This window comes from Stenotrophomonas sp. 610A2, assembly GCF_030549615.1.
Classification (GTDB): Bacteria; Pseudomonadota; Gammaproteobacteria; order Xanthomonadales; family Xanthomonadaceae; genus Stenotrophomonas; species Stenotrophomonas pigmentata.
Genome location: NZ_CP130832.1, coordinates 3,067,489 through 3,082,524 on the forward strand (window position 1 = coordinate 3,067,489; position 15,036 = coordinate 3,082,524).

At 63.7% G+C, this 15,036-nt stretch carries 11 protein-coding genes; 8 read left to right on the plus strand and 3 right to left on the minus strand.

From position 1 onward, the window contains the following. Positions 1–90: 90 nt before the first annotated feature. Genes dapD through map form a run of 3 tightly spaced genes read right to left on the minus strand, consistent with a single transcriptional unit; the run spans position 91 to position 4,570 of the window. Entirely contained in the window at positions 91–1,158 is a 1,068-nt protein-coding gene (gene dapD / locus Q5Z11_RS13790) for a 2,3,4,5-tetrahydropyridine-2,6-dicarboxylate N-succinyltransferase (RefSeq protein WP_303746930.1), read from the minus strand. Next, the gene (locus tag Q5Z11_RS13795) at positions 1,158–3,797 is read right to left on the minus strand and encodes a [protein-PII] uridylyltransferase (RefSeq protein WP_303746931.1); all 2,640 of its coding nucleotides are present in this window, start codon (positions 3,795–3,797) and stop codon (positions 1,158–1,160) included. Before Q5Z11_RS13795 ends, dapD begins: the two co-directional genes overlap by 1 nt. Continuing rightward, positions 3,794–4,570: a type I methionyl aminopeptidase gene (map, locus tag Q5Z11_RS13800; RefSeq protein ID WP_303746932.1), complete on the minus strand. Its 777-nt coding sequence runs from the start codon at positions 4,568–4,570 to the stop codon at positions 3,794–3,796. Before map ends, Q5Z11_RS13795 begins: the two co-directional genes overlap by 4 nt. 382 nt (positions 4,571–4,952) lie before the next feature. On the opposite strand from map, the gene Q5Z11_RS13805 reads away from it, so the two are divergent. From Q5Z11_RS13805 to Q5Z11_RS13840, 8 genes are all read left to right on the plus strand, one after another. Continuing rightward, a complete protein-coding gene (locus Q5Z11_RS13805) occupies positions 4,953–5,465 on the plus strand; it encodes a Csu type fimbrial protein (RefSeq protein ID WP_303746933.1) in 513 nt (170 codons plus the stop codon). A 13-nt stretch (positions 5,466–5,478) separates the two neighbouring features. After that, the gene (locus tag Q5Z11_RS13810; protein ID WP_303746934.1) at positions 5,479–6,276 is read left to right on the plus strand and encodes a fimbrial biogenesis chaperone; all 798 of its coding nucleotides are present in this window, start codon (positions 5,479–5,481) and stop codon (positions 6,274–6,276) included. A gap of 1 nt (position 6,277) precedes the next feature. Next, on the plus strand, positions 6,278–8,623 hold the full coding sequence (locus Q5Z11_RS13815; protein WP_303746935.1) for a fimbria/pilus outer membrane usher protein: 2,346 nt from the start codon (positions 6,278–6,280) through the stop codon (positions 8,621–8,623). Between the two features lie 59 nt (positions 8,624–8,682). After that, a complete protein-coding gene (locus Q5Z11_RS13820) occupies positions 8,683–9,648 on the plus strand; it encodes a Csu type fimbrial protein (protein ID WP_303746936.1) in 966 nt (321 codons plus the stop codon). Between the two features lie 611 nt (positions 9,649–10,259). After that, a complete protein-coding gene (locus tag Q5Z11_RS13825; RefSeq protein ID WP_303746937.1) occupies positions 10,260–10,790 on the plus strand; it encodes a Csu type fimbrial protein in 531 nt (176 codons plus the stop codon). Further along, positions 10,790–11,545 carry a fimbrial biogenesis chaperone gene (locus Q5Z11_RS13830; protein ID WP_303746938.1) on the plus strand — a complete coding sequence of 252 codons (756 nt, stop codon included), beginning with the start codon at positions 10,790–10,792 and terminating at the stop codon, positions 11,543–11,545. Before Q5Z11_RS13825 ends, Q5Z11_RS13830 begins: the two co-directional genes overlap by 1 nt. After that, a complete protein-coding gene (locus Q5Z11_RS13835) occupies positions 11,499–13,901 on the plus strand; it encodes a fimbria/pilus outer membrane usher protein (RefSeq protein WP_405051602.1) in 2,403 nt (800 codons plus the stop codon). Before Q5Z11_RS13830 ends, Q5Z11_RS13835 begins: the two co-directional genes overlap by 47 nt. Then, a complete protein-coding gene (locus Q5Z11_RS13840; protein WP_303746940.1) occupies positions 13,898–14,923 on the plus strand; it encodes a Csu type fimbrial protein in 1,026 nt (341 codons plus the stop codon). Before Q5Z11_RS13835 ends, Q5Z11_RS13840 begins: the two co-directional genes overlap by 4 nt. Positions 14,924–15,036 lie beyond the last annotated feature (113 nt).

Below are 15,036 nucleotides of genomic sequence, written 5' to 3' on the forward strand. Positions count from 1 at the left end.
AGCCAGAGCGAAGCAAAAACTCCCCTCATCCGCCCTTCGGGCACCTTCTCCCGCAAGCGGGAGAAGGGAACAGCCTCGCTACCGGCTGGCTTAGTCCGCCAACCCACGCAGCAGATCATTGACGCTGGTCTTGCTGCGGGTCTTGGCGTCCACCTGCTTGACGATCACCGCGCAGTACAGCGAATGGGTGCCGTCCTTGGACGGCAACGAGCCGCTGACCACCACGCTGTACGGCGGCACATAGCCATACGTCACTTCGCCAGTGGCGCGGTTGTAGATACGGGTGCTCTGGCTCAGGAACACGCCCATGCCGATCACGCTGTGGTGGCCGACGACCACGCCTTCCACCACTTCCGAACGGGCACCGATGAAGCAATGGTCCTCGATGATGGTCGGGCTGGCCTGCAGCGGCTCCAACACACCACCGATGCCGGCACCGCCGGACAGGTGGCAGTGCTTGCCGATCTGCGCGCAGGAACCCACCGTGGCCCAGGTATCAACCATGGTGCCTTCGCCCACGTGTGCACCGATATTGGTGAAGCTCGGCATCAGCACCACGTCCTTGCCGAAGTGCGTACCGCGGCGGGCGATCGCACCTGGCACCACGCGCACACCTGCTGCGCGGAAGGCAGGTTCGTCGTAGCCCTCAAAGCGCGACTCGACCTTGTCCCAGAACGGTGCAGGGGCGCCATCCATCACCGCCATGTCGTTGACACGGAAGTACAGCAGTACGGCCTTTTTCAGCCACTCGTTGACCTTCCAGCCGCCATTGCCATCGGGCTCTGCAACGCGGAACTCGCCGGACTCCAGGCCGTCGATGACGCGGTTTACCAGCGCACGGGTCGAGCCTTCGATCTCGTCCATGGTCAGCATGGTGCGGCGCTCGAATGCGCTTTCAATGCTGAACTTCAACTCGGCCACGCCCGGTGCCGGCGGCTTGCGCAGGCTGCGCGGGCCTACCGACTGCGTCACCGGCTTGGTCGACTTCGGCTTGGCAGCAGCAACCTTCTTGACCGCGGCCTTGACCGTCTTCGCAACAGGCTTGGCGGCCGGCTTGGTCGCTACCGCAGCTTTTTTCTTCGGCGCAGCCTTTGCAGGCGCTGCCTTCTTGGCGGTCTTCCTGGTCACGGTCTTCTTGGTTGCGGGCTTGCTTGCCATCAGTGGGGGTCTCCTGGCTTGTTGTCGGGATCCAGGCAGGCAAGCAATGCGTCACGCAAGGCCTGCATGGAGGTTTCGGTAAGGGGGTGATCGTGGCGATCGGTAAGTTGGAATTGATCCTCGGCGCGTTCGCCAAAGGTAGCGATGCGTGCATCCTGCACACGCAGGCGCTGGTCGCGCAGCACATGCGCTACATCGGCGAGCAGACCGGGGCGGTCCGGCGCTACCAGGTTCAAGACAGTCCTGTTTTCATGACTGGAATCGAGAAACTCGATGCGCGGCGCGAAACGGAAGTGTTTGAGCTGACGCGGCATCACCCGCCGCGATGGGCGCAGGATCAGGATATTGCCGGCCAAGGCCTTGCGCAGCACGGTTTCCAGGCGCGCGGCATCGCCATCGGCAAAGCTGCCAGCAGGCGTCACTTCGAAGGTATCGAAGATGGTGTCGTCCGGGCCATCCAGCACGCGCGCACGGTGGATGCCGTAGCCGGCGCGATCCAGGGTCATCACGATGGCGGCGAACATGCCGTCGCGGTCCGGTGAATGCACGAAGACTTCCAGCGCATCACTCTCGGGCGTGATTCGTCGAACCTTGACCAAGGTTCCGCCCTTGTGGACTTCCACCAACGACGCTGCCTGCCATACCAGCTGCTCGGGACGAAAACGCACGAAGCTCTCGTCGGGCATTGCCGCGAACTGGCGGTCGATCACCGCATCGTCATGGCCGAGCAGGCGCATCTGCTCGCGCACGTTGTCGCGCGCTTCCTGCACCCGTTCGGCTTCCGGCAGCGGATGCTCCAAGCCCTCGCGCAAGGCGCGGCGGGTAGCGAAATACAGGTCAGCCAGCAGCCGGTCCTTCCATGCATTCCACATCTTGGGGCTGGTGCCGGCGATGTCGGCACAGGTCAGCAGGTAGAGGTAATCGAGACGATCACGGTCGCCGACCAGGCCGGCAAAACGATGGGTCACATCGGGATCGGTGATGTCCTGCTTCTGCGCGGTCACCGACATGCGCAGGTGTTGCTCGACCAGCCACGCCACCAGCTCGGTGTCGGAGCTGCTCAGCCCGTGCAGACTGCAGAACTCGCGCGCATCCACCGCACCCAGTTCGGAGTGATCACCACCACGGCCCTTGGCAATGTCATGGAACAGGCCAGCCAACAACAGCAGCTCCGGCTTGCGCAGGCGCGGCCACACTTCATGGGCAATGGAGAAGCGCTCATCGGCGCGGCCGGAGGCAAACAAGGCCATGTTCCGCAACACCATCAAGGTGTGCTGGTCTACCGTGTAGACATGGAACAGGTCGAACTGCATGCGCCCGGATACTGCGGCAAATGCGGGAATCCACTGGCCCAACACACCAAGACGCGCCATCCGTGCCAGCGTATCGACCGCTCGCGGGCCACGCAGCAAGGCCATGAACTGCTCGCGGACGTCTTCATCCACGGCGGTGTAGTCAGGGATCTCGTCCAGCATCTCGGCCAGACCGCGCGCAGTCATCGAGTGCAGGCCGCGCACATCGGAGGTACGTGCCCAGCAGGCGAACAGCGCGAAGATGCTGCGGATATCACCATGCGGCCAGAACGGATCATCGGCGGACAGATAGCCGCGGCGCAGCGAAAAGCCCTCGCCTACCGGCTGCGGTGTCGCCTCACCATCAAACTGTTCTTCAAAGCGTTGCAGCAGGCGGTCGCTGATGCGGCGGATCACCGTCGCACTGCGATAGAAGCCCTGCATCATTTTTTCCACGCCCAGGCTTTCGGCGTCGTCGCCAAAACCCATGCGCGCAGCCAAGGTCTTCTGGTAGTCGAAACGCAGCCGCTCTTCCGGACGCTGTGCAACCAGGTGCAGGCCAAAGCGCAACCGCGCCAATACCAGGCGCTCACGCTTCAGCGCGGCGGCCTCATCCAGGCCCAGATGGCCCAGCCCGACCAGCGCATCGATATTGCTGACACCGAAGGCGCGCAGCGCCATCCAGCCCAGCGTATTGAGATCGCGCAGGCCACCGGGGCCGTCCTTGATATCCGGCTCCAGGTTGTCGGCGGTGTCGCCAAAGCGCTGGTGGCGCGCCAGCAGTTCCTCGCGCTTGGCCAGGAAGTATTCGCGCGGCGGCCATACCAGGCTCGGCGCGATCGCACGCGCCAGACCATGCTGGGCGGTCGCGTCGGCAACCAGCGGGCGTGCCTCGATCAAGGCAGTCAGTACGGTCTGGTCGGCAGCGGCTTGCACGCACTGGGTTGCCGAGCGCACCGCATGGCTTGCCGGCAGACCGGCATCCCATAGCAGGGCGAACAGGCGCGCCAAAGCGGCTTCGTGGCGCTGCTGCACTTCGGTCTCGGCCAGTACCAGCAGGTCGATGTCCGAGCGCGGGAACAACTCGCCACGGCCATAGCCGCCGACCGCGAACAAGGCCAGCCCCGCACCTGCGGGTATGCAGCGCTGCCAGGCTTCGATGATCAGCTGATCGACCGCACGCGCGCGCAGGCCGGGCAGACGTTCGACATTCTCGGTCTGCTCGAAGCGCTTGCCCAAGCGGGCATCGGTGTGGGCAAGTGACTGCCGTGCATCGGCAGCCCATTGCGCGTCACCGGCAGAATCTGCCGGCGTGTCCAGACTCGGGCCCGCCGGCAGTGAGGTCATGCCTGCGCGGTTTCGGCCGGTGACAGCGTCAGCACTTCAACGCCGTCCTCGGTCACCACAATGGTGTGTTCCCACTGTGCCGAGAGCTTGCGGTCCTTGGTCACCACGGTCCAGCCATCCGGCAGCACCTTGGTGTAACGGGTGCCTTCATTGATCATCGGCTCGATGGTGAAGGTCATGCCCTGCTTGAGCACCAGGCCCTGGCCCGGACGACCGTAATGCAGCACCTGCGGCTCGTCGTGGTAGACCTTGCCGATGCCGTGGCCGCAGTACTCACGCACCACGCTGAAACGCTCGCCTTCGGCGAACTCCTGGATCGCATGGCCCACATCGCCCAGCGTCGCGCCCGGCTTGACCGCACGGATACCGCGCCACATGGCTTCCTTGGTGGTTTCCACCAGGCGCTTGGCCATCACCGACGGCGTGCCGACGTAGTACATGCGGCTGGTATCACCGTGCCAGCCATCCTTGATGACGGTCACGTCGATGTTGACGATGTCGCCATCCTTGAGCACCTTGGCTTCGCTGGGAATGCCGTGGCAGATGACGTTGTTGACCGAGGTGCACACGGTCTTGGGGAATCCGCGGTAGCCCACATTGGCCGGAATGGTGCCCTGCACATTGACGATGTGGTCGTTGCAGATGCGATCCAGCTCCTCGGTGGTGACACCGGGCTTGACGTGCGGGGTGATGATGTCGAGCACCTCAGCCGCCAGACGGCCGGCGATGCGCATCTTCTCGATTTCTTCGGGGGTTTTCAGTTGGATTGCCATGTGTCGATTATCCCCCATTTGGGCTATTTCGCTAAGTATTTCACATTAATGAACGCGGAATCGGCCGCTGAGCGACTCCCTGAGCCGCATGCTCTGGCCTGCCGCGACCGGCCCAGCAGCGACCGACCCGGCCCGCACCCAAGTCGCCCCTCCATACCCATGCGAATCGTCCTATCGAACCCCGGAAGCGGCGCTGAAACCCTGTCAAATCAGCGCTGAAATCGCGCACGCGCATCACAGAAATTCGGCGCTTGGGACATATCTCATACCCTCGCCATCCCCCCTGGGAACAGACTCGATCCGCACCTGCCACAGCGTGCCAGACCAATGAAAGGGGCTGGACGACGCAGGACAGGCGCGCTGTCTCTTTCCAAGGATCGCCATGAAGCTCCGCAACGTCCCCCTGTTCGCCTGTATCGCCATCGCTGCCACAACCGGCGCCGCCCACGCAGCGACAGACACCACGCAGTTCCAGGTCAAGATCACCATTTCCGAGTCCTGTGACGTGCATACCGTCAATGCCACGGACATCGATTTTGGTACCCATGTCCGCTCCACCACCGCCACACCAATCGACAACCAGGGCGCGCTGCAGCTCAACTGCAGCCGCGGTACGCCTTACCAGATCGCGCTCGACCCTGGCCTCAACTCCAGCAGCCCCACGGCAGCGGCCGACAACCGTCGCATGACCAGTGTTGACGGCGGCGTGGTGCCTTATGGCCTTTACCGTGATGCGGCGCGCACCCAGTTCTGGGGCCGGGTGATCGGCACCAACACCGTGGGCGGCACCGGATCCGCCGCCCAACAGTCGATCCCGGTCTATGGCCGCGTGCCGGCCACCGACGTGGCCGCAGGCGTGTACCTGGACACCATCACCGCCACCGTCACCTACTGAACAGGCCAGTCGCGTGAACCATCGCCACCCGCCCCGGCTGCGGGTGGCGAGCCTGGCCCGGCTCGCCACCACCACTCTCGCCTTGATCCTGCTGCCATTGCACTCCGGCCACGCTGGCAGCCTGCAGGTCGCGCCCATCCTGTTGGAGTTCGGCCATGCGCAGGCCTCGCAGACGCTCTGGCTGACCAACTCGGGAACCGAGCCGCTGCGGGCACAGATCCGCGTGCAGCATTGGACGCAGGACGAGGGGCGGGAATCCCTGCAACCCTCCAACACGCTGCTCGCCAGCCCACCGCTGGTCGACATCGAGGCCGGGCGAAGCCAGCTGGTGCGCTTGCTGCAGGCCAGCCCCGCCACCCAGGCCAACGAAGACGCGTTCCGGCTCATTGTTGATGAGCTGCCCGGCGCATCCAGCAGCGCGAGTTCAAGCCTGCATTTCCTGTTGCGCTACTCCATTCCAGTGTTCGTGCTGCCAGAGGGGGCTACCCCGCTACTTGAACGCAGCGGCAGGCGTGAACCCACCGATGCCAGTCAGTTGCAAGGCAACTGGTCAGTGCAGGGAGGCTGCGCCACGCTGTCGCTGCGCAACCATGGCTCGCAACGCATCCGCATCAGCCAGCTGAGCTGGGCGCCGACGGCCGGACCACCCATCGACATCACCCCGGGCCTGCTTGGCTACGTCCTGGCAGGCAGACAGATGCGCTGGACGCTCCCCGTGCCCACCGCCTTGCCGGCCACCGGCACCCTCCACGCCAGACTCAATGATGATCCCGCCCCCCAAGCTCTGTCGCAGGTCGTTACTGGCCGTTAGCGTGGGGCTCGCGATAGCCACCGCCAGCTCGCCAGCAGCGCGCGCCGAAGTAACCGGCATTGCGCTACCCGCAAACATGGACGTCAGCGACGAATACGAGCTGCACCTTCAGGTCCGCGTGAACCAGCTCGAAACCGGCGGTTTGACGCGTTTCGTTGTTCGAAACGATGCGTTGTCCGCCAGCCCGGCGACGTTGCAACTCATGGGGCTCAAACTCCCCGCCGCAAGCAGCGGGCAAGCCTTGGTTCCACTGCAATCGCTGCCCGGCACCAGCTTCCATTACGACATCCCACACCAGCGCATCGATCTGCAGGTACCGGTGGACATGCTCGATCGATCGCCAACTCATCTGGATCTTCGCCGCAATGACCACCCTCGACCTGATCCAACCCAGCGCGCCGCCGGCGCGGTATTCAACTACGACATCCATGCGCAGCACGGTGGCGATGCAGGCAGCCTCAGCAGCTTCAGCGAGCTGCGCCTGTTTGGCATCGGCGCAGGCATATGGGGCAACACCCTTGCCCATGTCTTCAGCAGCAAAGACGGGCAGCGCCAGGGCCGCACCAACAGCACCCGACTGGACAGCAGCTGGCAACTGGACTTCCCCGATACCATGCTCAGCCTGCGTATCGGCGACAGCATCTCCGCGGCCCACGAATGGTCGCGCGCCCTGCGCATCGGCGGCATCCGCCTGTCGCGCAACTTCTCGCTGCAGCCCTATCGCATCACCACGCCACCGGCCTCGTTCGTCGGCGAAGCCGTCCTGCCTTCGACGGTGGACCTGTACATCGACGGCATCCGCCAATCCAGCCAACAACTGCCACCGGGCCGCTTCCAACTCGACAGCAGCCCCTCGCTGAACGGCACCGGCCACGCCAGTCTGGTCATAACCGACATCAACGGACAAAGCCGCACACTGGATTTCGCGCTGTATGGCGCACCCGAGCTGCTGCAAGCCGGACTGTCGGATTGGTCACTGGAGCTGGGGAAAATCCGTCAGGACTACGGTATCCGCTCATTCGCATACGCCAATCAAACCGTCGCCAGCACCAGTCTTCGTCACGGACTCAGTGACAGCTTGACCATGCAATGGCATGCGGAAGGCAGCCGCAGCATCCAACAAGCCGGGCTGGGTGCGGTGACGCTGCTTGGCCGGCGCGGAGGCGTACTGAGTGCATCGCTGGCGGGCAGCCGCACAACTGATGGCAATGGGCGCCAGCATGGTCTTGGCTATCAGTGGAACTCGCGTCAGTTCAGTTTTTCTGCAAGCACGCTGCGACGCAACGCGGCGTACCGCGACCTTGCTGCAGTACATGAGAACGCAAGCCTGCCGGGGCGCAGCGAGCAGGCGTTTGCTGGCATAAGCACACCGCTTGGACAACTTGGCATCAGCTATGTGGCGCAGCAGCACCCGGAACTTCCGCGCAGCCGCTACGCAAGTTTGAGCTGGTCGCATACGCTGCCCAACCACGGCCAGCTCAACCTCAGCTTCAACCGTGACCTCGGTGACACGCGCGGCGACAGTGCACTGGCTTACTGGTCGCAGCCGCTGGACCGGCGCACCACCCGCGGAGCAGCGGTACGACACGGCCGCAACGGCAATCAGCTATCGGTTGAGGCCAACCACTCCGCCGCCCACCAAGGTGGGCTCGACTGGCGTGCACAGCTCAGCGCCAGCGGCGAACAACGCGGCGCACGGGCGGAAATCGCCCGTCGCGGCGGGCATGGCCAATGGCTGCTGGGCCTGGAACACGACGATGCACGGCAACGCAGCACGCAGCTGTATGCAAGCAGCAACGGTGCGCTGGCCTGGCTCGGCGGCCATGCGCATGCATTGCCGCGCATCGATGATGCCTTCGCACTTGTATCGACAGCAGGCATCGCCGATGTACCTGTGCTGCTCGACAACCGCAGCGTCGGTCGCACCAACAGACGCGGGCAACTGTTCGTCTCCCAACTCAGCGCCTGGCAGCAGAATCAGATCTCCATTGACCCGCAACAGCTGCCAGCCGACATGCAGCTGGACAGCACCAGCAAGGACGTCGTGCCGGAGACACGCCGTGGCGTACTGGTGCCGTTCGCCATGCGCCGCACTTTGGCCGTGCACGTGGGCATACGCGACAGCAGCGGTCAATGGTTGCCAGCAGGTAGCCTGATCCAGGTACATGCGCCCGGCAGCGCCCCGGCAAGCAGCGTTGTCGGCCACGAAGGCAAGGTCTACCTGCTCGATCCGCCCACGCAAGCGAGATTGCATTTCCTCGCAGAAACTGGCGAATGCATCGCCATGTTGCCGGTCTTTCCAGCACAGGACGGTCGTATCGACCTGGAGGATGTGACATGCGAGTGATGCTGCACCCCGCCTCGAAGGCAATATTGCTGCAAGGGAGGCAAACAGCGGTCTGGCGGATGCTGACGTTGATCGCCCTGCTTTGTCTTCTGCCGCTGCATGTCCGCGCCGCACCGTACTGTTCGCTATCAAGCTCACCAACGCTCGACTTCGGTGCGGTATCCGCCACCAGCTATCAGGACGCACAGACTTCGCTCACGCTCAACTGCAACGGCGGCACCGGCACATTGCTGACCGCCGCGTTGGTCAGGGTCTGCCTGTTCGTCGGCACCGGCACCGCAGGCGCGGTCGGACCACGCCTGATGTCCAATGGCGCCGGTGCCCAGATGCGCTACGATCTTTACGCTGACGCCGCCCGCAGCAAGCTTGTCGGCCCGCACTCCAGCGGCTACCCGCTGTACAGCATCAGCTTCAAGATCGCTCCGCGCGAGAACCAGAGCATCCGGATCCCGATCTACGGCCGCGTACCCGCCGGTCAGAATCTACCCGCCGGCACGCCTTACCGGGATATCCCATACGGCTCCTACGTCCGTTACAGCTACGGTTACATCCATGCGCCAACAGAAAGCAATTGCCGCGACCGCATCCCGGGCCATGTTGGCGGCGCCGGCGATATCAGTTTCAACTGGAGCGGAGTGCAGGCAAACGTGTTGCGCAGTTGCCGCATCAGCACCGGCAAGACGCTTGATTTCGGCACCGGCGCAGGACTCAGGTCGGCACGCGAACAGAGCATGCCGGTGCAGCTCAATTGCACCGCCAATGTGGCATGGCAAGCCGCGCTCGACGATGGCCTGCATGCGCAGGCAGGCAAGCGCTTCATGGCTGCTGGCGGCGAGCGCGTCGGCTACGAGCTGTATCGCGACCCTTCCCGACTCAGCCGCTGGGGAAACACGCAGAGCAGCGCCGTCAGCGGAACCGGCAGCGGGGTGATGCAGGACATGACGGTGTATGGGCAGGTCCCTGCCCAGGCAGATGCCATGCCCGGCACTTACACGGACACGGTGACGATGAGATTGACCTACTGAGCAGCGCTGTTCCCCTGCTGTTGCGCTACAGCAGCGGCGGCCGCAAACGAACAGCACGGACTGATCGACAGTTATCCGCCCAGAACCGGAGGCGATCTATTGACCGAACTTGGCAAGATCAGCTGTTCAGGGCAAATCTGCTGACATGAACGGGAGACTGCAGCCATCTGCCGTGCTTAGCTTTCTCGAATGCGCCTTTGTCGCCTACATGATCCGCATCGTCGTCGTCCGCACCACGCCTGGCGCAGCGGCTTGCACCAATCGATTGCCACTCCCGACAACACAGCCCCTGCGGAGTTGCACCGCCAGCGAACCACGCTTTGCGCGGGCAACTGCAACGTGTGCCGGGAACTCCAACACACTTGCGTCGCAATACTGGATTGCCATCTAGCATCAACAGGTACGACAGATGAAGACGGCAGTTGAAGCACGGGAGAAATCTGGATGTGAAACCTAAAACTGTGCCGCAGGCCACAGATCAACAGGGAGATGGACCCGATTTCTCACAGTACACAGACGTGATTGCGTCCTAAGCTGCAACTGCTGGAAACAGTTGCACGCGCAACAGCAACGCATATTGTCCATCAGGATGCTGGATCAAGGAGGTTTTCATGCGATCCCTCACTCGTTCCCCATGGGCCTTGGCATTGGCCACCCTGCTCGCTACCGGGTCCGCCACTGCAGCAGACACCACCAATTTCAACGTGGTGTTGATCGTAACCAAGGCATGCACCATCACCGCGGCAGCGGCAACCAATGTCGACTTCACCAGCGCAGGCTCGACAACTGCAACCCCCATCTCGGGGCAAGGCTCGGTGACGGCACAGTGTTCCGCCTTGACGCCATATACCATCGCGCTCAACGCCGGTGCCAACCCCAGCACTGCTGGCGACGTCAACACACGTCGGATGAAGAACACGGATGCTGCCGTGACAACCAACAACTACGTTGGCTACCAGTTGTACCGCGATGCTGGCCACACCCAGATATGGGGCCTTACCGCCGGCACCAATACGCAGGCAGGCATTGGCACCGGGGCAGCGGTGGCCTATCCCGTGTATGGCCAGATCGCCAACCTCAGCACCAACAATCCTGCGGCGGGTAACTACCTGGATACCGTCACCGCCACGATCACGTACTGATGGCCCGCGTGTACAGGGATGGTCCACGCACGGTTCGCGGCATCGGCCTGGTGCTGCTGCTCTTCGCCTGCCTGCTGCCTGCGGCCGCGCTGGCAGCCACCAGTTTGCAGCTCGCCCCAACCAGCCTGCAGCTTGAACCACGGCAGCGCGCAGCGGAACTATGGCTGACCAACAGCGGCACCTCTCCGGTGACACTGCAGGTGCGCATGTATCGCTGGATCCAACAGGACGGCCAGGAACAGCTGCTGCCGACCGACGAACTGACTGCAAGCCCGCCCATGCAGCAATTGGCCGCAGGCCAGCAACAGTTGATCCGGGTGATGCGGCCGTTGGCCGAGCCTCCAGCCGAACAGCGCTATTACAGGATGATCGTGGACCAGGTCCCTGACCTCGCCACCCGCGCCACTGGCATGCAGTTCGTACTGCGCTATTCGATTCCTGTCTTCATCCAACCGATCGGCGGTGATGCACTCGCATCCAGATTGCAGGCGCGCTTGACCAGCTCCAGCGACGGCGGCCAGGCAATCGAGATCCACAATGCGGGCGATGGCTATGCGCAGGTGGCTGATCTGGCCTTTGGCAGCGCCGAGCAGCCACGGATCGTGCATCCAGGCCTGCTCGGCTATGTACTTCCGGGCCAGACCATGCGCTGGCCGCTGCAGCACAAGGCCCTGGATGCTGACAGTGGGCAGATAACGGCAAAGATCAATGGCGATTCGGAACAGACGCCAATTCCGCCATCGCCTCCTCACTGAGGCGCTGGTGGCTGCGCTGCTCGCCATCCTCGGCACGCCGGCCGCCAGCTTCGCGGCCGCGCTGTCGCCCGGGGCCACCGACGCCAACCTGCCCCCTCCAACGCCGCTTACCGCCAGCCAGACGCTCTATCTGGACGTCAGCCTCAACAGCACTCCACGCGGCCTGCTGCCTTTCATTGAGACCCGCGGTCGCCTGCAGGCGAGTCCTGAGGTATTGCGCCAGCTTGGCTTCAACGCCAGCGGCGATGCACCGGTCTATCTGGACCAGCTCACGGGCACGGTCGTGCGCTATGACGCGCGCCTGCAGACACTGGCGCTGGATGCACCACTGGACCAGCTGACCTTGCCCACCACGATGCTGTCGCGGCCGCAGGCCCACGTCACGGCGGCTCCGGCCCAGCCGGGAGTACTACTGAACTATGACCTGTATGGCAGCCACGCCGATGGACTTGGCAACCTGACGCTGAGTACCGAATTACGCGTGTTTGGACTCGGCAAGGGAACCCTGGAGAACACAGCCGTCAGCCGTCGCTACCAGCCGGGCCAAGGCCAGGGCTGGCGAGGAGAAAGCGTCCGCCTGGACACACGCTGGGCACTGGATTTCCCCGACCAGGCGGTCACCCTGGAAATAGGCGACTTCTACAGCGGCTTCCTTGATTGGACACGCCCGGTGCGCATGGGCGGCGTGCAGATAGGTCGCAACTACGGCTTGCAACCATACCGGGTGCTGACTCCGAGCCCTACGTTCCTTGGCCAGGCGGTGGTGCCGTCCACGGTTGAACTCTACGTCGATGGGCTGCGTCAATTCAGCGGCGAAGTTCCGGTTGGTCCCTTCCAACTTGGCGCACAGCCGGGCATCAGCGGGACCGGCGCTGCGCAGGTGGTGGTCACCGATGCGTTCGGCAGGATGCGCACGCTGGACTTCAGTTTCTATGGCACGCAGCAGCTGCTGGCAAAAGGCATTTCTGACTGGTCGCTCGGCGTCGGTCGGCTGCGGCAGGGTTTTGGCGAGCGCTCGTTCGACTATGACCACCGCACGGCCGCCACCGGCAGCTGGCGTGGCGGCGTCAGCGACCGTTTTACCGGCGAAGTACACGCCGAGGGCGGCGGCGGCCTTGCCGAGGCCGGTGCTGGTGGTTGGTGGCTGCTTGGCGGCGCGGGCGTGGTCAACGCGGCGTACGCGCGCAGCCGCTACCAAGGACGCGAAGGCGGCCAGGTCGCGCTTGGCTACAGCTGGAACAACCGGCGATTGAACATCAACCTGCGCAGCGTGCGCAGCCATGGCGACTATCGCGATCTCGGCGCGCTGCAAGGCAACCTGCCACCGGAAATCAGCGAACAGGCTACCGTCGGCGTGGATGTCCCGGCATTGGGCTCATTGAGCACCAGCTACCTTCGCCTGCGCTACCCCGATGGCGACGACAACCGCTATGTCAGCCTGTTCTGGTCGCGCAGCTTCAACCAACGCTGGTCCGCATATTTGTCCTTCAACCAGAATCTGGACAGCAGCGAGGACCGCAGCATCTATCTGTCACTCAATGCCAGCCTGGGCCGCAACCGCCAGGCAAGTGTGTCCGCGCAACGCAATGGCAACCAACAACGTTGGGTCGCCGACATCAACCAGCCCGTACCGGGCGACGGCAGTGCCAGCGGCATCGGCTGGCGCGCGCAGGTCAACCAGAGCGAAGGCCAGACAGGCGGGCTGGTCGAACTGGGGATGCTTGGCGACGTCGGCCGCTATAGCGCTGGCCTGTCGCGACAGGCGGGGATCAACTATGGCTATGGCAACGCCAGCGGCAGCCTGGTCTGGATGGACGGCCACACGTTCGCCACGCGCGAGGTTTCGGACGCGTTCGCCATAGTCAGCACCAATGGCATCAGCGGCGTGCCGGTACGCTTGGAGAACCGCCTGGTCGGCAGCAGCGATGAGCGCGGGCTGCTGCTGGTAACCCCCTTGCTGTCATGGCAACGCAACCGTATTGCCATCGACACCCTCGACCTGCCTGCCGAGGTGCGCGCCGAGCGTGTCGAGGATTGGGTCATCCCGCGCCAGCGCGCCGGCACCAGCCTTCGCTTCAATCTGCAGACCCGCCGTGCCTTGAGCCTGTCCGTGCAGGACGAGCATGGCAGGCCGTTGGATGTGGGCAGCGAAGTAGAGCTGCCGAACGGACAGCAGGCCATCGTCGGTTACGACGGGCTGCTATACCTCGAAGACGTGCCCGCCGGCAGTGTGCTCCGCATCACCACAAACGACGGCCGCTGCAGCATACGCGTGCCAGCCGCGCCAATGGTTGCGGCCAACGGCGCAGAAGCCGTTCCCCCTCCCCTACGCTGCCTGTCGGAGTCGGCGCGATGAAATCTCTGCTGCCTTTGCTGCTGTTGTTTGCCGGGTTGCTGGCCACGCCGGCAGCCCGAGCCGTCACCACGTGTACCGCCACGGCTGACGCTGCCTTGCCATTCGGCACCATCGTCAGTGCAGGCGCAGCTGCCCCAGGCACCTTGAACATCAGGATCAACTGTTCAACCACGGCCATTTCCGTCGGCGGCAGTGCTGGCGTGCGGGTCTGCGTCGGGCTCGGAACCGGCAGCGGAGGCGCAACCACCTCGCCACTGCGCACCATGGTGAACACCACCACCGACACCATGAATTTCCAGATATACAACCAATCCAATTACAGCCAGATCACCGGCCTGACCCCAAACGCCACGCCTGCACCGAAAGAAGTCCCCCTGTCCTATACCGCCCCCTTGCTCGTGGGCAATGGCACGACGACGACACAGCTGTTCGCACGGGTGCCGGCCAACCAGGTGCTTGCCTCGGGTAGCTACAGCAGCAACTTCACCGGTGCAAATGTCGTGCTTTCCTGGTCTGCCAACGAAACGCTGATTGGCACGATTGCGCCACCGTCCACCTGCACCAACGGAAATGCAGGGGCTTTCAGCAGCAGTGGTGCTTTTACCTTCATCGCGACCGCACAGGTATTGCCTCTGTGCGGCAGCTACCTGACCACCGACATGGATTTCGGCACTGTCAACGGCAGCATCAGCAGCAACATCGACCGCACCGCCAGCTTGACCCTGACCTGCCTGAAACGCACCGCCTATCAGATCAGCCTGAACAATGGCCAGAACAGCCAAGGCAGCCAGCGCCGAATGGCCGCCGTGGTGAACACCAGCAACCAATATCTCAATTATGAGCTTTACCGGGATCCGGCCCGCTCCCAACGTTGGGGCAACAACCTGACCGTGGACACTGTCGGCGGCACCGGCACCGGTAGCGCCCAGCAACTCACCATCTACGGGCGGGTGCCGCCTGTCACCGGGCTGCCGCCTGCCGGCACTTACAACGATCGCGTCGAAGTGACCATCACGTATTGATGCTTCGTACGGCTCATTGCCTGGCCGCGATGCTGAACATGAGCGTGCTACAGGTCCACCGCATGCGGCCGATAACCAGCAGCACATACTCAATACGACGGGCGCACGGGTGG